18 protein-coding genes and 2 pseudogenes are annotated in these 25,837 nt (G+C 70.6%); 5 read left to right on the top strand and 15 right to left on the bottom strand.

Annotated features, from left to right (window positions below; translation table 11 throughout):
* Positions 1 to 13 precede the first annotated feature (13 nt).
* The 5 genes from QM809_RS02965 to QM809_RS02985 are packed head-to-tail and all read right to left on the bottom strand — an operon-like array spanning position 14 to position 6,213.
* Positions 14 to 1,261, bottom strand: a complete 1,248-nt coding sequence (locus QM809_RS02965; RefSeq protein ID WP_415044344.1) for a tetratricopeptide repeat protein — start codon at positions 1,259 to 1,261, stop codon at positions 14 to 16.
* 8 nt (positions 1,262 to 1,269) lie between these two features.
* A complete protein-coding gene (locus QM809_RS02970) occupies positions 1,270 to 2,574 on the bottom strand; it encodes an AAA family ATPase (RefSeq protein WP_415044345.1) in 1,305 nt (434 codons plus the stop codon).
* Positions 2,575 to 2,584: 10 nt separating this feature from the next.
* Positions 2,585 to 3,601: an aspartate-semialdehyde dehydrogenase gene (locus QM809_RS02975; protein WP_415047000.1), complete on the bottom strand. Its 1,017-nt coding sequence runs from the start codon at positions 3,599 to 3,601 to the stop codon at positions 2,585 to 2,587.
* A 12-nt stretch (positions 3,602 to 3,613) separates the two neighbouring features.
* Complete coding sequence (locus tag QM809_RS02980; RefSeq protein WP_415044346.1) at positions 3,614 to 4,879, bottom strand: aspartate kinase; 1,266 nt, start codon at positions 4,877 to 4,879, stop codon at positions 3,614 to 3,616.
* Positions 4,880 to 4,905: 26 nt separating this feature from the next.
* Entirely contained in the window at positions 4,906 to 6,213 is a 1,308-nt protein-coding gene (locus tag QM809_RS02985) for a glycosyltransferase 87 family protein (protein WP_415044347.1), read from the bottom strand.
* A 305-nt stretch (positions 6,214 to 6,518) separates the two neighbouring features.
* On the opposite strand from QM809_RS02985, the pseudogene QM809_RS02990 reads away from it, so the two are divergent.
* The 3 genes and pseudogenes from QM809_RS02990 (at position 6,519) to leuA (ending at position 10,591) form a co-directional block, all read left to right on the top strand.
* Positions 6,519 to 7,962 (top strand): annotated as a pseudogene (locus tag QM809_RS02990) (MFS transporter).
* Positions 7,963 to 7,999: 37 nt separating this feature from the next.
* Positions 8,000 to 8,563 carry a nitroreductase family protein gene (locus tag QM809_RS02995; protein ID WP_415044348.1) on the top strand — a complete coding sequence of 188 codons (564 nt, stop codon included), beginning with the start codon at positions 8,000 to 8,002 and terminating at the stop codon, positions 8,561 to 8,563.
* A gap of 174 nt (positions 8,564 to 8,737) precedes the next feature.
* A complete protein-coding gene (leuA, locus tag QM809_RS03000; RefSeq protein ID WP_415044349.1) occupies positions 8,738 to 10,591 on the top strand; it encodes a 2-isopropylmalate synthase in 1,854 nt (617 codons plus the stop codon).
* A 412-nt stretch (positions 10,592 to 11,003) separates the two neighbouring features.
* Here the strand turns inward: leuA and QM809_RS03005 are convergent, their stop codons facing one another.
* From QM809_RS03005 to QM809_RS03035, 7 genes are all read right to left on the bottom strand, one after another.
* Entirely contained in the window at positions 11,004 to 11,489 is a 486-nt protein-coding gene (locus QM809_RS03005) for a DUF1877 family protein (protein ID WP_415044350.1), read from the bottom strand.
* A 99-nt stretch (positions 11,490 to 11,588) separates the two neighbouring features.
* Entirely contained in the window at positions 11,589 to 13,460 is a 1,872-nt protein-coding gene (locus tag QM809_RS03010) for a BCCT family transporter (protein ID WP_415044351.1), read from the bottom strand.
* Between the two features lie 148 nt (positions 13,461 to 13,608).
* Positions 13,609 to 15,969: a glycoside hydrolase family 65 protein gene (locus QM809_RS03015; protein WP_415044352.1), complete on the bottom strand. Its 2,361-nt coding sequence runs from the start codon at positions 15,967 to 15,969 to the stop codon at positions 13,609 to 13,611.
* Positions 15,966 to 16,958, bottom strand: coding sequence for a carbohydrate kinase family protein (locus tag QM809_RS03020; RefSeq protein ID WP_415044353.1), 993 nt, complete (start codon positions 16,956 to 16,958; stop codon positions 15,966 to 15,968). The genes QM809_RS03015 and QM809_RS03020 overlap by 4 nt, the downstream gene beginning before the upstream one ends.
* A 6-nt stretch (positions 16,959 to 16,964) precedes the next feature.
* Positions 16,965 to 18,518, bottom strand: a complete 1,554-nt coding sequence (locus tag QM809_RS03025) for a sugar porter family MFS transporter (protein WP_415044354.1) — start codon at positions 18,516 to 18,518, stop codon at positions 16,965 to 16,967.
* Between the two features lie 154 nt (positions 18,519 to 18,672).
* Positions 18,673 to 19,839, bottom strand: coding sequence for an ROK family transcriptional regulator (locus QM809_RS03030; protein ID WP_415044355.1), 1,167 nt, complete (start codon positions 19,837 to 19,839; stop codon positions 18,673 to 18,675).
* Between the two features lie 17 nt (positions 19,840 to 19,856).
* Positions 19,857 to 20,918, bottom strand: a complete 1,062-nt coding sequence (locus tag QM809_RS03035) for an alpha/beta hydrolase (RefSeq protein ID WP_415044356.1) — start codon at positions 20,916 to 20,918, stop codon at positions 19,857 to 19,859.
* A gap of 68 nt (positions 20,919 to 20,986) precedes the next feature.
* Here QM809_RS03035 and QM809_RS03040 point away from each other — a divergent pair.
* Both QM809_RS03040 and QM809_RS03045 read left to right on the top strand, forming a co-directional pair.
* Positions 20,987 to 22,216: pseudogene (locus QM809_RS03040) on the top strand (MurT ligase domain-containing protein); the annotation flags it as partial.
* A gap of 227 nt (positions 22,217 to 22,443) precedes the next feature.
* Positions 22,444 to 23,157: a type 1 glutamine amidotransferase gene (locus QM809_RS03045; RefSeq protein WP_415044357.1), complete on the top strand. Its 714-nt coding sequence runs from the start codon at positions 22,444 to 22,446 to the stop codon at positions 23,155 to 23,157.
* Positions 23,158 to 23,214: 57 nt separating this feature from the next.
* Here the strand turns inward: QM809_RS03045 and QM809_RS03050 are convergent, their stop codons facing one another.
* The 3 genes from QM809_RS03050 to QM809_RS03060 all read right to left on the bottom strand — a co-directional run bounded on the left by QM809_RS03050 (position 23,215) and on the right by QM809_RS03060 (position 25,832).
* Positions 23,215 to 24,003 (bottom strand): carbonic anhydrase, encoded by a 789-nt coding sequence (locus QM809_RS03050; RefSeq protein ID WP_415044358.1) that lies wholly within the window; start codon positions 24,001 to 24,003, stop codon positions 23,215 to 23,217.
* A gap of 93 nt (positions 24,004 to 24,096) precedes the next feature.
* Positions 24,097 to 25,236, bottom strand: a complete 1,140-nt coding sequence (locus QM809_RS03055; protein WP_415044359.1) for an LppP/LprE family lipoprotein — start codon at positions 25,234 to 25,236, stop codon at positions 24,097 to 24,099.
* Positions 25,233 to 25,832: a uridine kinase family protein gene (locus QM809_RS03060; RefSeq protein WP_415044360.1), complete on the bottom strand. Its 600-nt coding sequence runs from the start codon at positions 25,830 to 25,832 to the stop codon at positions 25,233 to 25,235. Before QM809_RS03060 ends, QM809_RS03055 begins: the two co-directional genes overlap by 4 nt.
* Between the last annotated feature and the right edge of the window lie 5 nt (positions 25,833 to 25,837).

Genomic DNA, 25,837 nt, shown 5'->3' on the forward strand with positions numbered 1-25,837 from the left:
CCTGGCACAGTCGTCAGCGGCCCCTCGCCTGGAACGGGAAGCGGACGACGACGCCGACCACCGCCCAGAAGTAGTACGCCGCGGTGACCATGACCGGCACGATGGCGAGGGGCTCGAGTGAGTACGAACCGGTCAGCACACCGAAGAGGTCGGCGCCGAAGGCGGCCAGCACCGTCGCGGGCCAGAGGAACCGGATCTTCGCACGCCGCAGCGCCGACCGCATCGCGGCCCGTCCGCCCGAGGGCACCGCGCGGACGGCGGCGGCGAACACCGCGACGACCAGCAGAAGCAGCCCCGCGCCGATCAGACGCGGCACCGCGGGGATCGACGACGGCGCCGGATCCTCCGTCGCCGCCGCGGGCCGGGACTCGATCCGCGGCGTGACGACGGTCCGTTCCGGCGCCGGCAGGCGGAGCGTGAGCGGCGTGTCCGGGTCGATCGGCGCCGGGCGCCCGGGCAGGACCGTCGTCTCCATGGTGACCCGCGGTCCGGCCTGCCTGATCGACTCCGGCGGCGCACCACCGTCCCGGCCGCTCGGCGAGCCCGCATACAGGATCACGGTGGTCACGATGAGCACCAGCATGATCATCACGACCAGGCGCTGAGCCAGGCTGCTCAGCAGATCCTGCGCCAGCGTCGCGGTCTGCGGACGCTGCCGGACGGCGGCGAACACCGCCCGGATGCCTTGCGGCACGTTGAACAGCCTCGACTCGGTGTACGCGAGATAGATCAGGGCGTACGCGTTGTCCACGTCGGCGGCCACCCAGTCGCGGGCGGCCGTCCGGGCTTTACGCCACCGGAACGACGAGTTCAGGAGCAGCGCGCGGACACGGTAGATCTCCGGGTCGCCCGGGGCGAGCCGTTCCGCGTGGTCGAGCACCGCGTACGCCTCCCGCAGGTGCTTGCGTCCCAGCACCTCGGCCAGGACGCACAGCACCCTCGGGTGTTCCGGTTCGAGGGCCGCGGCCCGCTGAGCGGCGGGGAGACCGTCCTGCGGGCGCCCCACCGATTCGCAGGCCTGCGCGTACGACGTCAAGGCCTCCAGGTGATCCGGATTCAGCGCGCAGGCCCGGCCGAACAGGGCGAGCGCCTGTTCCGTGTTCTCGGCGCCGAACTCGACCCACCCCAGCGCACAGAGCGCCTCCACGTCGTCCGGGTGGCGGGTGAGGACCTGACCGGCCAGTTCCCGGGCCCGGTCGTAACGTCCCATGCTCCGATAATGGTCCGCCTGGTCGAGGAGCGCGCTCGACTGCTCGTCCACCGAACGCCTCAGCGACGACGACGCGGACGGCGGCGCATGTACTCGGCCAGCTCGTCGAAGTCGCCGTCGGTGCCGGCGAACTGCAGCACGGTCTCGGCGGTCTCGAACCAGCTGCCGGCGCTCGGTCGTATCTGGGCGAGCGCGGCGTCGATCTCCCGCCGGGTGATCGGCATGACGCGGCCGGTCTGCACCGAGGCCTGCATGGCGTACTGGGTGGCGGTGGTGCAGAGGTAGGCCAGGTCGGCGCCGGTGTGGCCGTCGGTCTTCTTGGCGAGTCTCGCCAGGTCCACGCCGACGACGGGCCGGTCCTTCAGGTGGTGCGCCAGGATCGACTCCCGCGCCGCCTCGTCCGGCGGGGTCACCAGGACCATCTTGTCGAAGCGTCCCGGCCGGCGGAGGGCGTCGTCGACGTCCCACGGATGGTTGGTGGCGCCGAGGATGTAGACGCCGTCGTTCTCACCGGTGCCGGAGTCCATCTCCAACAGCAGCTGGTTGACCGTCGAGCGCATGTACGGCCCCACCTGGGAGCGCTTGTGGCCGAGCGCGTCGAGCTCGTCGAAGAACATCACGCAGGGCGCGTTGCGGCGCGCGGTGTCGAAGATCGCCTGCAGGGCCTGCTCGGCCTCGCCCATCCACTTGCTGAGGATGTCGGCGATCTCCACCCGGTAGAAGCGGGCGCCCAGTTCCCCGGCGATGGCGGTGGCCAGGAAGCTCTTCCCGCATCCGGGCGGGCCGTAGAGCAGCATGCCGCCGCGCGCGGAGGTGCCGAAGGCCTTCGCCATCTCCGGGTTGCGGAGCGGACCGAACAGCGTGAGGTCGAGCCGGCGTTTCACCTGCTCCATGCCGCCGACGTCCGCCATCCGGAGGGCGGGCGCGAGCACGACGTCGACGTCGTTCTCGTCCATCGGCGGCACCGGCGCCTCGACGAAGGCCTCCACCGGAACGGCGTCGACCTGCTCCTCGGCGGCCGCCCAGTCGAAACCGTCCGGGTTCGACGACGGTCCCGGCGGCGTCCGCGACCCGGCCGGCGGCACGACGGGAGCCCGATCCGGCACCGCCGGAGGCGACGGCGGCGCGGCCGGGGACGACGGCGGCACCGGAGCGCCGCTCATCTTCGCGGTGGCCTCGGTGAGCACCGCGAGCAGCGCAGGATCACCGGGCGCGATGCCGAGCCCGGTCCCGCACTGGGTGATCGCCTCGGCGCACCGACCGCGCTCAACCAGCAACGACGCCAGATGCGCGCGCAGCGCGACGTCGTCGGGCGCCTGCTCGACGGCCCGCGTCAACGAGTCGATCAGCGGATCCGCAGCCACTCCCCGGCCCTCAGACCAGCAGTTCGGCGATCTGGATGGTGTTCAGCGCGGCGCCCTTGCGCAGGTTGTCGCCGGACAGGAACAGCGCGAGACCGCGGCCCTCCGGGGCACCCGGGTCCCGGCGGATCCGGCCGACCAGCGAGACGTCGCCGCCGGCGGCGGCGAGCGGCGTGGGGACGTCGACCACCTTCACGCCCGCGGCGTCGGCGAGCAGCGCCCGCGCCTCGTCGGGGGTGATCGCGTCGTCGAACTCGGCGTTGATCGAGAGCGAGTGGCCGGTGAAGACCGGCACGCGCACACAGGTGCCGGACACCAGCAGATCCGGGATGCCCAGGATCTTGCGCGACTCGTTGCGCAGCTTCTGGTCCTCGTCGGTCTCGCCGGAACCGTCGTCGACGATCGACCCGGCCAGCGGCAGCACGTTGAAGGCGATCGGCGCCGCGTAGACGCCGGGATCGCCGAGCTCGACGGCGCTGCCGTCGTAGACCAGCTGCCCCAGATCACCGGCGACACCGGCCTCGATCTGCCCCTTGAGCTCCTGCACACCGGCCAGCCCGGACCCGGACACCGCCTGGTAGCTCGAGACGATCAGGCGGCGCAGCCCCTTGGCGTCGTGCAGCGGCTTGAGGACCGGCATGGCGGCCATCGTGGTGCAGTTCGGGTTGGCGATGATGCCCTTCGGCGGGTTCTCGGCCAGCTCCCCGTTCACCTCGGCGACGATCAGCGGGACGTCGTCGTCCTTGCGCCAGGCCGACGAGTTGTCGATGACGGTGACGCCGGCCGCCGCGAAACGCGGCGCCTGCACCTTCGACATGGTGCCGCCCGCCGAGAAGAGCGCGATGTCCAGACCCGACGGATCGGCGGTCGTGGCGTCTTCGACGACGATCTCGCCGCCCTTCCACGGCAGCGTCTTGCCCGCCGACCGCGGGGACGCGAAGAACCGGACCTGATCGGCCGGGAAGTTCCGCTCCTGCAGGAGCGTGCGCATGACGCCGCCGACCTGACCGGTGGCGCCGACGACTCCGATGCTCGACCACGACTAGCGCCCCGTTCCCGCGTAGACGACGGCCTCTTCGTCGCCGCCGAGGTCGAACGCCTTGTGCAGCGCGCGGACGGCGTCGTCGAGCTGGCTCTCCTGGCAGAGCACCGAGATCCGGATCTCCGAGGTGGAGATCAGCTCGATGTTGATGCCCGCCTGGCTGAGCGCCTCACAGAAGGTCGCGGTGACCCCCGGATGGCTCTTCATGCCCGCACCGACCAGCGACACCTTGCCGACGTTCTCGTCGAGCGAGATCTCCGAGAAGCCGATGTCGTCCTTGCGGGCGCTGAGCATCTCCAGCGCCGTCGGACCCATCTCCTTCGGCAGAGTGAAGGTGATGTCGGTCTTCCCGGTCTCCACCGTCGAGATGTTCTGCAGCACCATGTCGATGTTGATCTCGGCGTCGGCGACCGCGCGGAACACCTTGGCGGCGTAGCCGGGCTCGTCGGGGATGCCGAAGACCGTCACCTGGGCTTCGCTGCGGTCGTGTGCCACACCGGTGAGAATCGCTTCTTCCACGGGGATGTCCTCCATCGATCCGGACACCATGGTGCCGGGCTTGGTCGAGTACGACGAGCGCACGTGAACGGGAACGTTGTAGCGGCGCGCGTATTCCACGCACCGGAGCATGAGGACCTTGGCGCCGCACGCGGCCATCTCGAGCATCTCCTCGAAGGAGACGGTCTCCAGGTGCCGGGCGTCGGGCACGATCCGCGGGTCGGCGGTGTAGATGCCGTCGACGTCGGTGTAGATCTCGCAGACGTCGGCCTTCAAGGCCGCGGCCAGAGCGACGGCGGTGGTGTCCGAGCCGCCGCGGCCGAGCGTCGTGACGTCCTTGGTGTCCTGGGCGACGCCCTGGAAACCGGCGACGAGCACGATCGTGCCCTCGTCCAGGGCATCCCGGAGACGACCGGGCGTGACGTCGATGATCTTGGCCTTGCCGTGGCTAGACGTGGTGATCACGCCCGCCTGCGAGCCAGTGAAGCTCTGCGCGTTCTCGCCGAGCGCCTCGATCGCCATCGCCAGCAGGGCGTTGGAGATGCGCTCACCGGAGGTGAGGAGCATGTCCATCTCGCGTTGCGGCGGACTCGGGTTCACCTGCTCGGCGAGATCGAGGAGTTCGTCGGTGGTGTCGCCCATCGCCGACGCGACGACGACGACGTCGTTGCCTTCTCGTTTGGTCGCGACGATGCGCTCGGCGACTCGACGGATCCGCTCCGCGTCCGATACCGACGAGCCACCGTACTTCTGGACCACCAGTGCCACGTCAGGGCCTTCCTGTGCTCAGATCTCTACGCTGCATGACTGTCTGCGACTCTACCGGTCGGCGGCCCGCCGCCCGAATCACCGTCCCGGCCCCCGGCGGGGCCCGGCGACGCGCCCGTCCTCCCCGCCGGATCGAGGACCGCGCACGCCAGAGTGACGAGCACGCTCAGACCGAGGATCGGGAACGCTTCGCCGATGAGCAGCTCCGCGAACGAGTGGTGGAGTTCGGCGCCTCCGCCGTCGTGCGGCACCCGCTGATACAGGCCGGGGATCACCGTCACCGCGAGCAGGACCGCCTGACCGGCGAGCAGGATCCCCCAGAGCCCGGACCACCGGATGGCCGCGCTCAGGAGCCACAGCACGAGGGCCGGGATCAGGACCAGGTGGTGATACCAGGAGATCGGACTGACGAGATGGATCGTCAGGGAGCCCACCAGGAGACAGCCGACCCGATCGCCGCGACGCATCAGCGTCGTCGCCGCGAACAATCCGGCCCCGAGGGCGGCCGCCAGGAACACCCATTTGACCAGCACCCACACCGGCGGGAGCTCGGTGTCGTGCCCCCAGAGGCGGTGCACCGTTCCGGTCAGCGACTGATTCCACTGGTACCAGAGCGGTCCCGGGCGGGAGGAGTCCCACAGCCACCGCGTGAAGTAGTCGAACGTCTCGCGCGGTGCGACGGCCGCGCCCACCGCGACCGTGCCCGCCCACGCCAGCGCGCCGTTGCGCGCCGCCCGCCAGTCGCCGGCGAGCAGCCGGGGGATCAGCAGCAGCGCGGGCGTGATCTTGACTCCGGCGGCCACTCCGGTGAGCACCCCCGGGATCCAGCCGGCGCCCCGACCGCGTCGGCGGGCGCCGAAACCGAGGAGGTCCTCGACCACCAGCCACGTCAGGATCAGGTTCACCTGCCCGAAACCGAAGGTTCCGCGCACCGGGTCCGACAGCGCGCTCAACAGCAGAAGCACGGTCGCGGCGCCGAAGACCGCCGGTGTGCGGAGATCCGGAGGGACCGCCCGCGCAGCCGTCGACCCGCTCAGCAGGCCGCGGGAGATCAGATAGCTCACCCGGCTCAGCGCGAGGACGCCGCCGAGGATGATCACCGCCGACGCGATCGGCTCGGTGAGCACCCCGAGCACACCGAACACCACGGCGGAGAAGGTCGGGTAGGTGAACAGCCAGCCGCCCTGCCACTGAGCGGTGTAGAGCGACGACGGATCGGTGAACACCGCGCGCCCGCCGTCCAGGTAGATGCGGATGTCGAACAGCGACCAGTCCGCCTCGGCGAGCATCGCGAGCTGGATCACGCCCACCACCGCGACGGCGATCCAGAACACGCCGCACACGAGTGCCCCGAGATCTACCTCCGGACCGGGCCGACCTTCGCTTCGCACCACACGTAACCTACTCCAGACGCTCCGGGCCCCGCGATGCGAACGGGCGCCGATCGGCGCCCGTTCGACAGGCTCGCGCGACCGGCGGGCACCCGATCCCCGATCCGCCGGCCGGCGGGCATATCGTGTCGCTCAGTGCTGAGCGTCGTCACGGAAGTCCTCCGCTCGGGCACGCCAGCGAAGCGACACCGCCGACTCGCGACCACCCCTCCTCTTCCCCGCGGCCGGCACCGACACGGGAGCACCCCATGCCTACTGAAGTGAGCGGCCGCCGCGCCTGGTTCGGCCTGGCCGTCCTGGTGCTCCCCGTCCTCCTGGTGTCGATGGACATCTCGATCCTCTACCTGGCGATGCCGACCATCTCGCACGCCCTGCTCCCCTCCGCGGCGCAAGAACTGTGGATCCTCGACGTCTACGGTTTCGCCATCGCGGGCCTGCTGATCACGATGGGCAACCTCGGCGACCGGATCGGCCGACGACGCATCCTGCTGCTCGGTGCCGCGCTCTTCGGCGCCGCCTCCGTCGTCGCGGCCTTCGCGCCGTCGGCCGGCGTGCTGATCGCCGCCCGCGCGCTGATGGGCGTCGGCGGCGCCACCCTGATGCCCGCCAGCCTCGCCCTGATCGCGAACATGTTCCCGCACGACGCCGACCGCGCCCGGGCGATCGGCATCTGGACCGCGGCCTTCGCCGGCGGCGCCGCGATCGGCCCCGTCGTCAGCGGTGCGCTGCTCCACCACTTCTGGTGGGGCGTGGTCTTCCTGATCAACGTGCCGGTCCTCGTGCTCCTGCTCGTCCTCGCCCCGTTCGTCCTGCCGGAGTACCGTTCGGCGGCCACCCACCCGTTCGACGTCGTCGGCGTCGTCCTGTCGTTACTCGGGCATCCTTCCGCTGGTCTACGCGGTGAAGGAGTTCGCCGCCGAGGGCTTCTCACCGACGACGACGATCATCGCCCTCGTCGGCGTCGCCGCGCTCGTCGTGTTCGGCCGCCACCAGAACCGCACCCCCGCGCCCCTGGTGAATCTGCGCCTCTTCACCAGTCCGGTGTTCAGCGCCTGCATCGCGGTGGCGCTGGTCGGCATGATGGCGCACGCCGGGATGTCGTACCTGACCAACGTCTACCTGCAGTCGGCCCTGGGCCACGACGCCCTCGCGGCCGCCCTCGCGGGGATCCCGATGGCGCTCACCGTCGCCGCGTTCTCGATCGGCGCCGACCGCGTCGCCCGCGCGGTGGGCCTGCGGCGCGCACTGGTCGGCTCGCTGCTGCTGGCCGGTATCGGGAGCCTCGGGATCGTCGTCCTGGACCTGGACAGCCCGCTGTGGTGGTTCATGGCGCTCACCGCGCTCGCCGGCATCGGTTACGGCGTGCAGTTCTCCCTGGTGACCGATGCCGTGGTGGGGTCGGTGCCGCCCGCCCACTCCGGTGCCGCATCCGGGATCTCCGAGACCAGCTTCGAACTCGGCACCGCCCTCGGACTGGCCGTGTTCGGCTCGCTGGCCACCGCCGTCTTCGTCGATCGCGGCGACGGGCGGTTCGCCGACTCCTTCGGCACCACCCTGGACCGGACCACCGGCGCGGTCCGCGAGGCCGCGAAGGCGGCGTTCGTCGACGGCATGCACGTCGCCGCCCTGGTCGCGGGCGCGGCGCTGATCGTGCTCGGCGTCGTCGTCGCACGGGCGATGCGCGAACGCTGACCGGCCCCGGCGCCGCGGCGTCTGGAACCCTGGTGTCATGCACCCACTGATCGGCGGCCGCTGGAGCGCCCGCGGCTACGACCCCACCGCGACCATCGACGACGACGAGCTGACGACGATCCTCGAAGCGGGACGCTGGGCGGCGACGTGGGGGCGGATCCAGCCGGTGCGCTTCGTCGTCGGACGTCGCGGGGACCCCACCTTCACCGCGCTGACCAGCACGCTCAACCGGGGCAACGCCTCGTGGGCCCCCGCCGCGGCGGCGTTCGTCCTGATCTGCACCACCGACGATCCGGACGACCCCGGCCCGCACGAGTACGGCGCCGTCGACGCCGGCCTCGCCCTGGCGCAGATGACCCTGCAGGCCGAGGCCCTCGGCTTCAACGGCCACCCGATGGCCGGATTCAGCAAGGCCGCCGCCCGCGAGGCCTTCGCCGTCCCCGAGGGACACCGGCCGCTGGTGATCCTGGCCGTCGGCAGGCTCGCCGACGACCCGTCCGTCCTCCCCGCCGAGATCCGCGAACGCGACGCGTGGCCCCGCGAACGCCTCCCGCTGGAGCAGATCGCCTTCGCCGGGACGTGGGGCGAACCGCTCACCTGACCGCAGACCCGAAGAGTTTTGATCCGGGCCGACCACCTGGCGTAACATCCCTGGCATGCAGCGCGCGCTTCTTCTCGGGTGCCGCGGCGGGGTCTGACACGACCGGCCCTCCGTCGCGGGCCATCCGACGCGCCGGTCAACCCTCTTCCTCACTCACCAGGAGCTTGACCAGTCATGGCAGCAGCAGACGCTTTCACCTCCGGCCCCAGCCGCATCGTCACCCCGAACGGACCGATCCCGGCCGACCAGCCCGCCTACAACCTGCAGCGCAACTCCGCGATGCCGGTGCACCGCTACCGCAGCTTCGAAGACGAGGTCGAGAAGATCTCGCTGCCCGACCGCACCTGGCCGGACAAGGTGATCGACCGCGCCCCGCAGTGGTGCGCCGTGGACCTGCGCGACGGCAACCAGGCCCTGATCGACCCGATGAGCCCCGCCCGCAAGCGGCGCATGTTCGACCTGCTGGTCCGCATGGGCTACAAGGAGATCGAGGTCGGTTTCCCGTCGGCCAGCCAGACCGACTTCGACTTCGTCCGCGAGATCATCGACGACGGCGCCATCCCCGACGACGTCACCATCCAGGTGCTGACGCAGGCCCGCCCCGAACTGATCGCCCGCACCTACGAGGCGTGCGACGGCGCACCCAACGTGATCGTCCACTTCTACAACTCCACCTCGATCCTGCAGCGCCGCGTCGTCTTCCGCGCCGACGAGGAGGCGATCACCAAGATCGCCACCGACGCCGCCGAACTGTGCCTGGCGACCGAGAAGGACTACCCGGACACCAACTGGCGGTACGAGTACTCGCCCGAGTCGTACACCGGCACCGAACTGACCTACGCCAAACAGGTCTGCGACGCGGTCTCCGAGATCATCGCGCCCACCCCCGACAAGCCGCTGATCATCAACCTGCCGGCGACCGTGGAGATGGCCACCCCCAACGTGTACGCCGACTCGATCGAGTGGATGAGCCGCAACCTGGCCCGCCGCGACTCGATCATCCTGAGCCTGCACCCGCACAACGACCGCGGCGAAGGCGTCGCCGCCGCCGAGCTGGGCTACCTGGCCGGCGCGGACCGCATCGAGGGCTGCCTGTTCGGCAACGGTGAGCGCACCGGCAACGTGTGCCTGGTGACCCTGGGCATGAACCTGTTCTCGCGCGGCGTCGACCCGCAGATCAACTTCTCCGACATCGACGAGATCCGTCGCACCGTGGAGTACTGCAACCAGCTGAACGTCCCCGAGCGCCACCCCTACGGCGGCGACCTCGTCTTCACCGCCTTCTCCGGCAGCCACCAGGACGCCATCAACAAGGGCCTGGACCAGATGAAGTACGACGCCGACGCCCAGGACGCCGACGTCGACGACATCCTGTGGCAGGTCCCCTACCTGCCGATCGACCCCAAGGACGTCGGCCGCAACTACGAGGCCGTGATCCGCGTCAACAGCCAGTCCGGCAAGGGCGGCGTCGCCTACATCATGAAGGCCGACCACGGCATGGACCTGCCGCGGCGCCTGCAGATCGAGTTCTCCCGCGAGATCCAGAAGATCACCGACGGCGAGGGCGGCGAGGTGAACCCCAAGGAGATGTGGGACGTCTTCGCCCAGGAGTACCTGGAGCCGATCACCCCGCTGGAGCGGATGCGCCAGAAGGTCGACGCGGCCGAGGAGGACGGCGGCGAGGACCACATCACCGCGATCGTCAAGGTCGACGGCACCGAACGCGAGATCACCGGCTCCGGCAACGGCCCGCTGGCCGCCTTCGTCGACGCCCTGGGCGACGTCGGCTTCGAGGTCCGCGTCCTGGACTACAGCGAGCACGCCATGACCGCGGGCGGCGACGCCAACGCGGCCTGCTACGTGGAGACCGAGATCGGCGGTGAGACGGTCTGGGGCGTCGGCGTCGCCTCGTCGATCACCACCGCGAGCCTGCGCGCCGTCGTCTCAGCCGTGAACCGCGCCCACCGGGTGTCCGCCGCGCCCGCCTCGGAGGAGGCCGCGGAGGGGGCGCGCACCTGGGCTCCGTAGCCTTACTCGTTTCCTAGTCGGTGGCCGCCCGGCGTCGACGGTCGTTTCTTCGGCAGTCCTCGGCATATCTGGAGATCGAGCACCGGTCTCCAGAATCTGCGGAAGGCTCAGAAACGACCGTCGCCGCCGGGCTCCTTCGCATGTGAACCGAGTACTCAGCTACTTTCGACCTGGTCGCTGTCGCCACCTGCCTGTGCGGACGAAGCCGTTCCGACGCCGGCTGAGCCGGGACGCGAACGCAAGCCCGCACTCTCTGGATTCTCGGCTTCGACACGGCCTCGTCACTGCGTTCCTCAACCGGCTCAGCCAGCGACTACCGGTATCCACCGCCGCCGACCGCCGTTCCGTCGCCGGCTGAGCCGGGGCGTGAACGCAGTGAACGACCCGTGTCGAAGCCCGCCCCGACCCGGGGTCAGAGGATCGAGACCACCACGTGGTCTCCGGCGGCCAGGGCGCGCTCGTAGAAGGCGAGCAGCAGCGCGAACGTCCCGGCCAGGGCGCTCTCGATGCCGTCGCACCGAATGCCCGACGGATAGGTGGCCTCCCGCACCGACTCCGGCACGTCGAGGGCGCGCACGATCTGCTCGACGTCGACGGCGCGCAGTGCTTCCGTGAGGCGCGGCACGTCCGTGGCCCGGACGATCGCGACGAAGGACTCCTCGTCACCCAGCGTCTCGACACCGATGATCGCCTCGCTGAGCGGATGCCCTTCGACCGGGTCCGACGAGGTCTGCCCGGTCAGCACCACGTGCAGCGCATCCCACAGTTTGTCGAGGTCTTCGCGGCGCGCGTCGTCGTCTTCGGCCCACTCGATCGCGAGCTCGTCCGGGGCGTCGCTCTCCACCAGTTCGGTGAGCTGCGCGTCGTCGATCAGCAGATATTCGGCGATCAATCCCATGCGGCCCAGTGTGTCACCCGGGTCCGACATCGACCGGGCACCGCCCTTCGAGGAACCGGACCACGCGGTGATCCGGTTCCTCGAACGCCCCGTCGAGCGTCAGTCGTCCTTGTTCTGCCTGCGCAGGTGGAGGCCGCCCTTGGTCCGGCCCAGCCGGTAGTCGATCCGGTTGTCGACGTAGCTCCGCACCCGCGGGTCGTCGGGGATGCCGCCGGTGATCAGGTCCGCGGCGCGCTCGAAACGCTCCCGCCGCCGGGCGAGGTCCTTCTTCCGGTACTCGTACCGCAGGCCCCGCACCACGGCGAAGCACATCAGCACCAGGACGATCGAGAACGGCAACGCCGTCGCCAGCGCCGCCGACTGCAGCGCGCCGAGCCCGCCGGCCAGCAGCAGCGAGATGGCCACCGCGCCCTCGATCACCGACCAGAGCACCCGCGACCAGGTCGGCGGATTCGGGTGTCCGCCCGAGGCCAGCATGTCGACCACCAGCGAACCGGAGTCGGACGAGGTGATGAAGAACAGCGCGATCACGATGATCGCCAGGACCGAGAAGATCTGACCGAGCGGCAGACCGTCGAGCACCGCGAACAGCGTCGACGGCGCATCGACCGAGTCGGCGCCGTCCTCGACCAGCTTCTCCCCGAAGAGCTGCCGGAACAGCCCGGCGCCGCCCATCACCGCGAACCAGACGAAGCCCACGAGGGTCGGGGCCAGCAGCACGCCGGCGATGAACTGGCGCACCGTCCGACCGCGCGAGATGCGCGCGATGAACACGCCCACGAAGGGCGCCCACGAGATCCACCAGCCCCAGTAGAAGATGGTCCAGCTCTGGTACCAGGCCTGGCCCGCCTCGCCCTGGAAGGCTCCGACGTCGAACGTCATCTGCAGCACGTTGCCCAGGTAGAAGCCGAGCGACTCCACGAAGTTCCGGAAGATGAACAGCGTCGGGCCGAGCACCAGCACCGCGGCCAGCAGGATCCCGGCGAGCGACAGGTTGATGTTCGAGAGCCACTTGATGCCTGCGCCGATACCGCTGATCACCGACATGGTCGCGACGAAGGTGATCACCACGATGAGGGTGATCAGCAACGCCTTCGACGTCGGATCGGCCACCAGGCCGATCGCGTCCAAGCCCGCGGCGATCTGCTGCACGCCCAGACCGAGCGAGGTGGCGACGCCGAAGACGGTGCCGAGCACGGCGAGGACGTCGATCAGGTCGCCGGCCCAGCCCTTGACGCGGTCGCCCAGCAGCGGTTCCAGCGCCCACCGGATGGACACCGGCCGCCCCCGACGGTGGATCGCGTAGGCCAGCGCCAGGCCGATCACCGCGTAGATCGCCCACGGGTGCAGACCCCAGTGGACGAAGGTCTGCGCCATCGACAGACCGGTGCGTTCGGCCTCGTCGCCGTCCCAGCCCGGTTTCTTGTCGACGGTGGCGTAGATCAGCGGTTCGGCGACACCGTAGAACACCAGGCCGATGCCCATGCCCGCGGCGAACAGCATGCTGAACCACGAGAGCGTCGAGTACTCGGGTTCCTCGCCGTCCCGGCCCAGGGTGATGGTGCCGAGCCGGGAGGCGCCGACCCCGATCGCGAAGAACACGAAGGCGGCGACGATCAGCACGTAGTACCAGCCGAGGTTGTCGACGATCCAGCCCTGGATCTCGCCGAACACCGTGCCGGTGCCCGCCGGCCAGATCACCGCGGCCGCGACCACCGTGAGCACCAGCACCGCCGACGGCCAGAACACGCCCGGGGCGAGTTCCTGCCACCCGAGTCTCACCCCCTGCCTGCGCAGTTTCTCGGTGATCTCGTCGTCGGTGTCCTGCTCCTCGATGTGGTGTTCGGCCGGAACTCCGGCCATCGCGGGATGGTCCTCGAACGGGGGGATCAGGTGGCCGGAGTCCGCCGCGGCGGACTCCGGTTCCCGATGTGTCGTCTCGTCGGCGTCGTTTCCAGGTGTCGTCGTCATGCTCTCGTCGGATTCGTCAGTCGGTCACGGATACGACTCACCCTGTGAGATCACGGCGGGATCGCGCAAGCGAAACGCCCGAATCACACAGATCGTCGCCGAGACGTTATGTCCGAAAAATCCTATGAGACCTCCCCCGCGGCGCCTCTCACACCGGGGAGGAGACGACGACCCGCTCCCCCGGCGGCAACTCCACCGACTCGCCGCGGACCGTGATCCGTTCGGGCGCACCCTCCCCGACCAGCTCGAACGCGGCGTCGTCGTGCCCGAGGTCGACCCGGATCGCCCGCCCGCGCCACTGCACCGTGAACCGGATCCGCTCCCACCCCTCGGGAAGCGCCGGATCGAAGCGCACTCCGTCGTCCGAGGCCAGGAGACCCGCGAACCCGTGCACGACGATCTGCCAGGTGCCGCCCGCCGACGCGATGTGCATGCCGTCCTCGGTGTTGCCCTGGTTGTCGTCCAGGTCCACGTACGCCGACCGCGCGAAGTACTCGTCGGCCATCGACGAATCACCGATCTGCAGGCCCACGATCGCGTGGATCGACGGACTCAACGACGACTTGTGCAGCGTGCGCTTCTCGTAATACTCGTAGTTCTCCCGTTTGGTCGCCGGCGAGTAGTCGTCCGGGAACTGGAAGAGCAGCTGCACCACGTCCGGCTGTTTGAGCAGCTGAGTGTCCTCGCAGTTGAAGTGGTGATACCCGGGCGGATACTTCGGCATCCTGTTCTCGTCCCATTCGACGATCGGGACGTCCTCGCGCTCGAAGTACCCGGTGAACTGCTCGATCAGACCGCAGTCCGGGTCGACGGGGGCGACGATCCGCGCCGCCGCATCCGCCCAGGAGTCCCGGTCGTCGCGGGTCGACCCCAGCATCTCGGACAGTTCCGCCAGCCGTTCGGGCGCCTCGGCGGCGAGCTCGTCGTAGACGGCCGCCGCGTACTCCAGGTGCCAGCGGACCAGCCGGTTGGTGAAGGCGTTGTCGTCGACGTGCGAGTGGAACTCGTCGGGACCCATCACCTTCCGCAGGACCAGCGGACCGGACGGCTCGCCGGCGGGCTCGCAGCGCGACACCCAGAAGCGCGCGGTGTCGAACAGGACCTCGGCGCCCTCGCCGTGCAGATAGCCGCGGTCGCCGGTCACCGCCACGTACCGGCCGATCGCGTAGGCCACGTCGCCGGTCACGTGCAGTTCCTCGTCGCGCGTCCAGAACCGGAACCGGCCGTCCGGGGTGGCGATCGGGCACTCCTCGCGGCCGGTGTCCGCCGACTCCCACGGGAACCGGGCGCCGGTGTTCCCGCCCGCGGCGGCCACCTCGCGCGCCCCCGGCAGCGTGTGATGCCGGTAGCCCAGCAGCGCCCGCGCCGTCTCCGGCTGCGTGAACAGGAAGAACGGCAGCATCATGATCTCGGTGTCCCAGAACACGTGCCCGCGGTAGCCCTCGCCGGAGAGCGACTTGGCGCCGATGTTGACCGTCGGATCGTCGGGGTTGGCCGCGATCAGCAGATGGTAGATCGAGAAACGCATGGCCAGGGCCGCCTTGTCGGCGCCGACGATCTCGCAGTCCGAGCGCTCCCACAGCCGCTCCCAGCACGCCGCCGACGCCGCGTGCGCGGTGTCGACGTCGCACGACGACGCCGTCGCCAGCGCCCTCTCCAGCGGCTCGCCGGACCCCCACGGGTCCCGCGAGGTGGCGATCCCGACCACCTTGTCGACGCCGACGGGCTCGCCCGCCGCCGCGGCGAACACGAGTTCGTCGACCACGTGCTCCCGGTTCCGCCGCCGATCGCGCCGCACCGGTTCGCCGCACGGCCGCACCGTCATCGCGTAGGCGATCGTGTGACCGGAGTCGACGGTCGAAGCGACCACGTATCCCCCGCCGTCCGCCCCGGGCGGAGTCGACGGGTCGCCGACGTGTCCGGAGTCCGCATCGGTCAAGTGGATCGAACGCGCCCACTTCTCCCACTTGCGGTCGTACCCGAACTCCGTGCCCTCGGGGTACACCGGCAGCGCCTCCATGTTGCGGCGATGCGCATCGAGACCGGTCGCCACCCGGACCTGCGCCGAGCCGTCGAGCACCGTGACCCGCACGCGCAACGCCACCCGGTCGCGGTCGGACAGGTCGGCGAACCGCGACGTCTCCAGCCGCGCACGACCGCCGTCGGGAAGCGCGAAGACCGTCCGCCGCGACAGCGTCCCGGTGCGCAGATCCAGCGTCCGCTCGTGCTCGACGACGTCGAGGGTGTCGGTGTCCAGCCGCACCCCGTCCACGTGGATCTCGGTGTCGAGCCAGTCCGGCGCGTTGACCAGGTCGATCACCTGCGAGTCGTGCGCGTCGTAGACGCCCGCCAGGAAGGTGCCCGAGACCGCGCCGTGGTGTCCCTCCTCCAACGAGCCGCGGGTGCCCAGCCGTCCGTTCCCGACGGTGAAGACGGTCTCGTGATAGTTCGCGCGGGCCGGATCCCACCCGGACTCGGTGACCGACCAGGCCGGATCCGGCGCCGTCACCGGGACCTCCCGATCGCGCCGAACACCGACCGCAGCTGCGCCTGCGTCTCCGCCAGCGGGAGGTAGACGTCGATCTCCCGGCCCGCACAGCGCTGCGCGCCCATCGCGTTGCCGTACTGCGCCGCCGCCACCGGATCGCCGTCGGACTCCAGGTAGCCGAAACCCATGCCCGCCGCGAACGAGTCGCCGCAGCCGGTGGTGTCCACCACGTGCTCCACCGGGATCTGCCGCACGTTCTCGGCCTGCAGGTTCCCGTCGTCGTCGTGCCAGAAGACGCGACAGCCCTCCTGGTCGAGCGTGACGCAGAGGACCTTCACGCCGTGGTTCAGGCAGTGCTCGGCGAACTCGGGCAACAGCGCCACGTCGAGTTCGTGCCCCACCACGTCGGGGTCGCCGCCGGGCGGCGGGAACCAGCTGCAGCCGGCCTCCTCGAGGTTCATCTTGAGGATGTCGATGTTGGGCAGCCAGTGGTCGCGATCGATCCACAGGCGGGGCACCCGCTTGCCGCCGGTGCTCAGCGACACCGTCGGGCCGTGGCCGTCGAGCAGGATGACGCCGTCGCTGTGCTCCCGGATGTAGGAGAGCGTGTACTGGCTCACCTCGTAATCGGTGATCGGCACGCACACGAAGGCGTCCGAGTCGAGGGCGAACTCGACGTCGTCGTTGTTGATCGGGTGCATGAACCCGACCTGCTTCTCATCGCGGTAGTTCTGATCCCGGAAGGTCAGTTCGACGACGTCGCCGCGGTCCGTGTGGTCCATGATCCCGGTGGTGTCGACGTTGTCGAACCGCGCGAGCACCTCCAGGATCGCCGACTTGTCCTCCTTCCGGACGTGGACGATCGGGCGGACGACGTCGTCCGGTCCGAGCAGCGCCGCGAGCGCGGCCGTGGTGTAGAGCGCGCACCCGTACTTGTCGAGCACCTCACCCCGATGGGTGACGATGTGGTCCTTCGGGATCGGGCCCAGGACGGCGATCTTGCGACCCATGACCGATCACCGCGCCTGCTCGGCGGCGGGTTCGTCGGATCCGACGCCGGCGAGGGCGTCCATCTCCTCCAGGGTCTTGCCCTTGGTCTCGGGCACGAACTTGAAGACGAACAGGAACGAGAGCAGCGCGAACGCGGCGTACATGAAGTAGCCGAAGACCAGGCTGAAGTCCTTGATCGCCGGGAAGGTCATGGTGATCGTCCAGTTGGCCGCCCACTGACCGGCCGCGGCCAGCGAGAGCGCGGCGCCGCGGAAGCGGTTCGGGAACATCTCGCCGAGCAGCACCCAGACCACCGGACCCCAGCTCATGCCGAAGAAGACGACGAAACCGTTGGCGGCGATCAGGGCGATCCAGCCCCAGGCTCCCGGCAGGGTCTGCAGCATCTCGTGCGAACCGTCGGAGAGCACCTTGAACTCCTGCTCACCGGTCGCCGGATCCAGCTTCGGGGCCAGCTGGCCGAAGCAGACCGCGACGACGGCGAGGGTGATCGTCATACCGATCGAACCGACCAGGAGCAGCGGCTTGCGGCCGACGCGATCGACCAGCGCGATCGCCACGAGGGTGGTGACGATGTTGATCACCGAGGTGATGGTCGAGGTGAGGAAGGCCTGGCTCTCGTCGAATCCGGCGGCCTCCCAGAGGACGTTCGAGTAGTAGAAGACCACGTTGATGCCGACCGCCTGCTGGAAGATCGACAGGAACAGGCCGATCCACACGATCGGGTAGATCTTGCCCGCCGGGCTCTTGAGGTCCTTCCACGACGGCTTGTGCTCGGAGTCCATGCTCGAGCGGATGCGGTCGAGGGTGATCTCCAGGTTGCGCTCGCCGAGCAGCCGTTCGAGGACCGCGCGGGCCTCGGGCATCCGCTGCTGCGAGATCAGGAAGCGCGGCGACTCCGGGATGGTGTACGAGAGGACTCCGTAGAGCACCGCCGGGATCGCCATCATCAGGAACATCCAGCGCCAGGCGTCCAGCCCGAACCACAGGGGACTGTTGGCGCCGTCCTCCGCCAGGCCGCGGAGCGCCTGGTTGATCAGGAACGACAGGAAGATGCCGAGGACGATCGCGAGCTGCTGCAGCGAGCCGAGCCGCCCGCGGAGCCTGGCGGGCGACGTCTCCGCGATGTACGCGGGCGCGATCACCGACGCGACGCCGACCGCCAGGCCGCCGACGACGCGGAAGAAGACGAAGACGGCCAGACCGCCGGCGCCCCACGACTCCGGGGCGAAGGCGCAGCCCAGCGCGCTGATGAAGAACAGCACCGCGGCGATCTTCATCACCTTCAGGCGACCGATCTTGTCCGAGATCCGGCCCGCCGACAGCGCACCGGCCGCGGCGCCGAGCAGCGCCGAGGCGACGGCGAAACCGAGCGTGGCCGCGTTGATGTCGAAGTCCTGTTCGATGGCGCTGGTCGCGCCGTTGATCACCGCGGTCTCGTAGCCGAACAGCAGGCCGCCCAGGGCTGCGACCGAGGCGATCCGGATGACGCCCTTACCACCTCCGTCGTCATCGTCTCCGTAGATGGATTCGACTTCCGGAGCCGGACCGCCCTCGCTCATGGCACTACCTTTCGACGCTGAGATATGACTTAGATCACCCTAAGTCCGAGAAGTCGGATAGCGGAATGAAAAGCAGCCGAAACGTGATGTTCACGCACTCGAATGTTCGGAACCCGAACGTTCACGGCGTGATCCGCGCCGAGACCGCCGCGATTCACGCCCGGAACGTGGAGACCGGCGAGACCTCGTCGACGGCCGCGGTCACCGCGCCCACCAACTGGGTCAGCCGACCGTGCCGGGCCCGCTCCACGCGCACCGACGCGGCGGCGACCGGCACGCACTCGCGGCCCAGGGTCTCCCGGATCGCGGGCAGGACGTAGTCGGCGGCCTGTTCCATCTCGCCGCCGACCACCACCAGATCGGGATTCACCAGGTTCGCCAGCACCGCGACGGCGCGGCCCATCTGCCGCCCCGCATCGGCCAGCGTCCGACGACACCCGGGGTCTCCGCCGTCGGCCAGCGCCACCACCTCCGCGATGGAGATCTCCCCGTGCGTCTCCACCACCTGCCGGGCCACCGCGGGCGCGGCCACCAGGGTCTCCAGGCAGCCGCGGTTGCCGCACCGGCAGAGCGGGCCCTCGTCGTCGAACACCGAATGCCCGATCTCCCCGGCGGTGCCGTTGATCCCGCTCATCAGCCGACCGTCGAGCACCATGCCCGCCCCCAGCCCGGCCCCGAACTTGATGTAGATCAACGAGTCGACGACCGCTCCCGCGGCGCTGTGCGCCCGGTACTCGGCACGCGCCCCGAAATTCGCGTCGTTGTCGACCACCCAGCGCACCGGCAGGTCGAGCGTCTGCGCGGCGAACCCGGCGATGTCCCGGCCGGCCCACCCGGGCAGGATGCTCGGCGAGGCGACGGTGCCGCGGCCGCGCTCGATCGGGGTGGGCAGGCCGATCGCCGCGGCCAGGATCTCGTTGCGGCCGACCCCGGTCAGGGCCAGGAGGTCGTCGAGCAGCACCCGGACCTGCGGCAGGACGACGTCGGCCGCCGAATGATCGGCGAGTGCGGTCTGCGAGTGCGCCAGGATCTCGCGGTCCAGGTCGGCGATCGCCACCGACACGTGCCGGTGCCCGTGGTCCACCCCGAGCACGAAACCGGGCCGCCGGGCGAGGCGCACCAGCGTGCGGCGCCCGCTCCGGGTGGTCTCCACCTGCCCGGCGGCCTCCAGTTCGGCGACGAGGGTCGAGACCGTCGCCCGGGACAGCCCGGTGTGCCGCGAGATCGCGGCCTGGTGCGCCTCCCCGGCGGCGATCGCCTCCAGGACCCGGGCGAGGTTCGCCCGGTGCAGTGCGGCCTGGTCCCCCGGGCGCGCGATCATCGTCGTGCCTCCGCCCGTCAGTCGAGCGCGTCGGCCACGGCGGCCCCCATCCGCGCGAGGTAGGCGCGGGCGTCCGGGGAGATCAGAGCCATGTTGAGGAAGCCGTGGATCAACGCACCCGCGCGTTCCAGAGTCACCGGGACACCGGCCGAACGCATCGCCTCGGCGTAGGCGATGCCCTCGTCGCGCAGCGGATCGAAACCCGCCACCACCACGTAGGCCGGCGGGAGCCCGCGCAGATCGTCGGCCAGCAGCGGCGATGCCTTCGGGTCGGCGGCGTCCGCCGGCGAGTTCAGATAGTGCTCGGTGAAGTAGTCCAGGTCGGCCCGGGTGAGGAAGTGGCCGTCGGCGAACTCGGCCCGCGACGCGGTGCCCCCGGTCATGTCGGTGACCGGGTAGATCAGCAGCTGGAACCTCGGGACCACCGGCTCGCCACGGGTCTCCGACGCCACCACCGTCGCGAGGTTGCCGCCCGCCGAATCACCGGCGACGACGATCCACGCCGGATCGATCCCCCACCCCGGCGCCTGCTCCACGGCGAAGCGCCACGCGGCCAGGCAGTCGTCGACGGCGGCCGGGAACCGGTGCTCCGGGGCCAGCCGGTAGTCGATCGAGAGGACGTCGGCACCGGACTCGATCGCCAGCGAGCGCACCGCCGAATCGTGGCTGGCGCGGCTGCCCACCACGAAGCCCCCGCCGTGGAAGAACAGGATCAGCCCCTTCGGGACGCCCTCGGCCGCCCGATACCGGGTGGCGCCGACGGGGCCGCCGGGACCGTCGAACGTCAGGTCCTCCTCCACCGCGAACGGCGGGAACTCCTGCGCCAGCGAGACCGCGGTCGCATCGAGGTTCCGGCGGGCGATCTCCGGCGCCGGACCCGTCAGCGCCTTGCCCGGCACTCTCGCGGTCGCCAGGCCGACCAAGGCCATCTCCGGCGCGAGACGCTCGCCGTCGGAGTTCACCTCGGTGACCCGCGCCCCGACGCCGAGCACCGCGGCCGGGACCAGACCCAGGGTCTTGAACAGGCCGCGCTGGGCGCGGTCGAGGACGGACAGGTCGATGGATGTCGCACGGCTCACAGTGGCCGACGCTACACAACGTCGTCCGCCGCAGCAGGCGTCCGGGTCGGCTGTGACAGACTCTCTCCATGCGCCTGCCATTACGTACCCGGGCCGCTCTGGCCGCAGCCGCGTCCGCTCGATGGGCCTCTCGCGCCGCCGGCCGCGGCAAGGGGTCGATGATCGGCGGGCTGGTCGCGGAGAAGATCGACCCCGCGATCATGTCCCGCCTCGCCGCCGGGAAGAAGACCGTGCTGATCACCGGCACCAACGGGAAGTCGACGACGACGCGGATGACCGCCGCCGCGCTCGCCCCGCTCGGCGACGTCGCCACCCAGGCCGACGGCGCCAACATGGACGCGGGCATCATCGCGACGCTCTCGCTGAACCGCCCGGCGCAGGTCGCCGCGCTGGAGGTGGACGAGCTGCACGTGCCGCACGTCAGCGACGCCACCGACCCGCAGGTCCTGGTGCTGTTGAACCTCTCGCGCGACCAGCTCGACCGGGTCGGCGAGATCAACCACATCGAGCGCAGGCTGCGCGAGGGCATCGAACGCCATCCGGGCACCACGCTCGTCGCCAACTGCGACGACGTCCTGGTGACCTCCGCCGCCTTCGACGCCCCCGACGTCGTGTGGGTGGCCGCCGGCGCAGGCTGGGTCGGCGACTCGGTCAGCTGCCCGCGCACCGGCGAGCCGATCGTGCGCCGCGAGGGCGGCTGGTACTCCACCGGCGACGAGAACTTCCGCCGCCCGGAGCCGCAGTGGTGGTTCGACGACGAGAACGTCTACGGCCCGGACGGTTTCCAGGCCCCGATGACGCTCACCGTGCCCGGTCGCGCCAACCGCGGCAACGCCACCCAGGCGATCGCCGCGGCGGTCGCCATGGGCGTCGATCCGGCGTCGGCGGTGGCCGCCGTCGGCACCGTCGGCGAGGTGGCCGGCCGCTACGGCTCGTATCGGCTGGGCGGCCACACCGTCCGCACGATGCTCGCCAAGAACCCGGCGGGCTGGCAGGAGGCCCTGTCGATGATCGACCAGGATGCCGACAGTCTGGTGATCGCCGTGAACGGCCAGGTGCCCGACGGCGAGGACCTCTCCTGGCTGTGGGACGTCCGGTTCGAGGCCTTCGAGACCATGAAGGTGATCGCCGCGGGCGAGCGCGCCGCCGATCTGGGCGTGCGCCTGCTGTACGCGGGCGCCGAGCACACCACCGTCCCGAATCCGATGGACGCGATCGCGTCGTGCCCGCCCGGTCGCGTGGAGGTGCTCGCGAACTACACCGCGTTCCGCGACCTCGGCACGGCCCTGGAACGCGCGGGCGCCACCCCGGTCGCCGCCTCCGCCCCGGTCGCCGCCTCCGCCCCGGTCGCCGCCTCCGCCCCGTCGACCGTCTCTCGACGGTCGAGCGAAGTCGAGACCGCCTCCCCCGCCGAAGCAGCCCCCGACTCCCCCGCCTCCGGCGACGAAGCGGCCGCCCCGCCGGCTGAGCCGGGCGACGAAGGAGCCCGTGTCGAAGCCCCCCACCCGACGGACGGAGACGCCCGATGAGCGAATCGACCCTGCGGATCGGCCTGGTGCTGCCCGACGTGATGGGCACCTACGGCGACGGCGGCAACGCCCTGGTCCTGCGCCAACGCGCCCGGATGCGCGGCCTGGACGCCGAGATCGTCTCCATCACGCTCGACGACGACGTCCCCGACTCCCTCGACGTCTACACCCTCGGAGGTGCGGAGGACTTCGCCCAGCGCCTGGCGACGCGTCACCTCACCGAACATCCCGGGATGCAGCGCGCCGCCGAGGCCGGCCGTCCGGTCCTGGCGATCTGCGCCGCCATCCAGGTGCTCGGCCACTGGTATCGGACCGCCGCCGGGGAGAAGGTCGACGGCATCGGCATGTTCGACCTGACCACCTCCCCCGGCCCCGCCCGGTCCATCGGGGAACTGGTCACCGACCCGCTGCTCGACGGCCTGACGCAGCCGCTGTCCGGTTTCGAGAACCACCGCGGCATCACCACGCTCGGCGCCGACGCCACCCCGCTGGCGAAGGTGCGGCACGGCGTCGGCAACGGCACCGCCGACAAGGTCGAGGGCGTCGTGCAGGGCAGTGTGATCGGCACGTACATGCACGGTCCGCTGCTGGCCCGGAACCCCGAGCTCGCCGACCATCTGCTGGAGAAGGCCACCGGGCAGAAGCTCGCACCGCTGGATCTCCCGGAGATCGACCGGCTCCGCAGGGAACGGCTCGCCGCCGCCCGCTGACATCGCACGTCGGCGGGACCCGCCGCCGACCTGCGCCGATCGTTCTCGCCGTGCCGGTCAGCGACGTTCGATCTCGACTCTGCCGCCGGTGATCCGGCGGTCGCCCACCGGATTCACCGGGCGGGCGTTGGCGCCGTGCAACGCTTCGAGTCGGCCGAGCTGGTTCGCGGACAGCGTGACCGGGGTGCTCAACACCATCCACTTCACGTGCTCCGTGCACGGCGGGGTGGTGAGACTGCCCTCGTAGGCGTAGTAGTCGCCGGCGGCGGGCAGCCACTCACCGAAGTTCAGGGCCACCGGCTTCTTCTCGTGCGCGTCCACCGCGTCGAGGAACTGGTCCATGCCATGCACCGGGGCGCCCTGCTGCGCCAACACGGCGAGGACCAGGCGGCTGCCCTCGGCGGTCTCGTGCACGAAGTGGAACTCCGCGGCCGCGGGCCGACCGGCGATCGTGTGCTCGGACGGAGTGTGGAAGTGCATCTGCTTCATCACGTATTCGGCGCCGTCGACCGTGACGGTGGTGACCGGCTGATCCGGTGCGAACTCCTCGGAGTGGCCGGTGTCGGTCGCGGCGCCCTCCGCCGCGGCCTTCAGGGCGACGACGGTGTGCGCGGTCGACGCCGGAACCTGAGCAGGCAGGTCGATCGGCGACTGCCGCTCCACGTCGTCGCAGTCACCGAAGGACGGCGACAGGTCGTCCCAGTGCTCCGGACCGCCCTTCCCGCCGTACGACCAGTGCGGCGAAGAGCTCTCCGGTGAGGCGATGTCCGTGGACGACGAACAGCCGGCGAGAACGATCACCGAGGCGAGCGCGAGGGGCGCCAGGAGGCGCGTGGGGAAGGTCATGGGCTGAAACTACCGCCCGAGGCGACCGACGGGCTCCCACCGAATTCCGCAAGTCGCCCCCTTCTCGACCACCGCCCCCTGCGGCGCCGGGTCTCACGTGCCGGACGGCTCCTCGCCGGTCATCACGACCTCGCCCGAGGCGTCGTCCCAGCGGAACTGCGCCCGGCTCTTGCCGGTCGCGCCGGCACTGGACTCCCCGGCCCGCGGCCAGGTCCAGGTGACGGCGATCGTCGTGTCGTCGACCCGGGCCACCTCCGGGGCGAAGCCGTGCGCCCGTTCCGTCGCGGTCCCGATGTACTCGCCGTGGTGGAACAGCATGACCTGATACGGCGACGACGCCGTGCCGCCCTCGATCGGCAGCACGATCGCCGACAGCGGCAGGCACTGGTCGTAGTTCTCGACCATGGCGTACTCCGTGGACCACGGCCAGCCCTTGAACGCCGGCACCTTTCCCACATTCTGGACGACGGCCTGCTCACCGGTGAGCCCGCTGCACTTCTTCTCGTCGTCGTTCGCCTGCTCGGCGGTCGTCTCCTGCGGTTCGGCGACGAAGGTGTCGGTCCGGTCCCGAGTCACCAGCGCACCCGCCCGGGTCGCACTGTCCCAGCAGGTCAGACCCGCTTCTCCGGAATGACAGACGTACGTCTTGTAGAACACCGTCTGCCCCGGTGAGACGACCTGCGGCACCATGCGGTCCGAGGCGCCGAACGCGCGGTCGGCCCACGGCGGGACGTCGCTGCCGTGGTAGGAGATGTCGGCGGCGCCGTTCTCGATCGTGAGCGTGTCGATCGCGCCGCCGGTGCGGTCCACCCCGAGCGGCTTGTCCCGGTCGTAGCTCGACACCCGGCATCGCAGACCGTCGTCGTCGATCCCGCATCCGATGTTCCCGTCGGCGGTGGTGAACACCGCGACCGGCGAACCGTACTGCGGGTTCTTGACGGTGCCGATCTCGGTGGCTCCGGGCGGGATCGGGCCGCCGGCCTCGACCGGGGCGCCGGGGACCGGCGCGGTCCGGTTCGACGTCTCGTCGTCGTTCGACGATCCGCCGAACACCGCGACCGCCATGGCCACGACGCCCACCGCGAGCACGACGGCGACCACCGCCAGCACCGTGGTGGAGAGCCCGGCCAGGCCCTTGGACGGCGGAGACGAACGGGGCGGCGGCGGAAGATGCGGCGGAGGGGTGTGCGGCGGGAACTGCTGTCCGTGACCGGGAGGCGGCGGATACGTCACAGGGGGTTCTCGCCCTCGCCGAAGTCGATCACGTCGCACCGGGCTCGGGTCCCGTCGACGGCGAACCAGCCGGATTCGAATCGCTGCCAGGCCGCCAGCAGGGGACGCTGCGCCTCGCCGTCGCGGGTCACGGTGCGTTCCAGTCGTTCCGGGGCGCTCGGCCCGTCGATCCAGAACGCGTGGTCCACCCGGTCGGCGAGCACCCGACGCGCCGACGTCACCCCTTCCAGGATCAGCAGCGGCGACCAGGCACGACGACGCACCGGCCCCACCGTGGCCTCGCCGCAATGCCAGACCCGCGGCCGGTAGGCGATGTCGTGCCCCAGCGAGAACGGGGTCAGCACATCGCGTTCGAGCTCCGGCCACCAGGAGGCGGGCCGGTCCCAGGTGGCGTAGTCGTCGGTGCGGATCAGCAGCGGCGGCCGCCCGAGTTCGGCGAGTCGGGCGACCAGCGCGTCGGCGAAACTGCTCTTGCCGGAACCCGAGGGCCCGTCGATCGCGAGGATCCCGTTGCGGAACCCGTTCGACTCGATCGCCGCCCGGGCCGCCTCGGTCAGACCGGGGATCGGCTCCGTGGCGGGATCGTCGCAGGTCATCACGG

The organism is Gordonia sp. (in: high G+C Gram-positive bacteria) (assembly GCF_047600385.1).
In the GTDB taxonomy this organism is placed as follows: domain Bacteria; phylum Actinomycetota; class Actinomycetes; order Mycobacteriales; family Mycobacteriaceae; genus Gordonia.

Bases quoted from the DNA above. Each gene is read 5' to 3' on its own strand.
- QM809_RS03005 (WP_415044350.1), bottom strand. From the start codon at position 11,489: ATGGGATTGATCGCCGAATATCTGCTGATCGACGACGCGCAGCTCACC.
- leuA (WP_415044349.1), top strand. From the start codon at position 8,738: ATGGCAGCAGCAGACGCTTTCACCTCCGGCCCCAGCCGCATCGTCACC.
- QM809_RS03020 (WP_415044353.1), bottom strand. From the start codon at position 16,958: ATGGGTCGCAAGATCGCCGTCCTGGGCCCGATCCCGAAGGACCACATC.
- QM809_RS02995 (WP_415044348.1), top strand. From the start codon at position 8,000: ATGCACCCACTGATCGGCGGCCGCTGGAGCGCCCGCGGCTACGACCCC.
- QM809_RS03030 (WP_415044355.1), bottom strand. From the start codon at position 19,839: ATGATCGCGCGCCCGGGGGACCAGGCCGCACTGCACCGGGCGAACCTC.
- QM809_RS03045 (WP_415044357.1), top strand. From the start codon at position 22,444: ATGAGCGAATCGACCCTGCGGATCGGCCTGGTGCTGCCCGACGTGATG.
- QM809_RS03060 (WP_415044360.1), bottom strand. From the start codon at position 25,832: ATGACCTGCGACGATCCCGCCACGGAGCCGATCCCCGGTCTGACCGAG.
- QM809_RS03010 (WP_415044351.1), bottom strand. From the start codon at position 13,460: ATGACGACGACACCTGGAAACGACGCCGACGAGACGACACATCGGGAA.
- QM809_RS03025 (WP_415044354.1), bottom strand. From the start codon at position 18,518: ATGAGCGAGGGCGGTCCGGCTCCGGAAGTCGAATCCATCTACGGAGAC.
- QM809_RS03050 (WP_415044358.1), bottom strand. From the start codon at position 24,003: ATGACCTTCCCCACGCGCCTCCTGGCGCCCCTCGCGCTCGCCTCGGTG.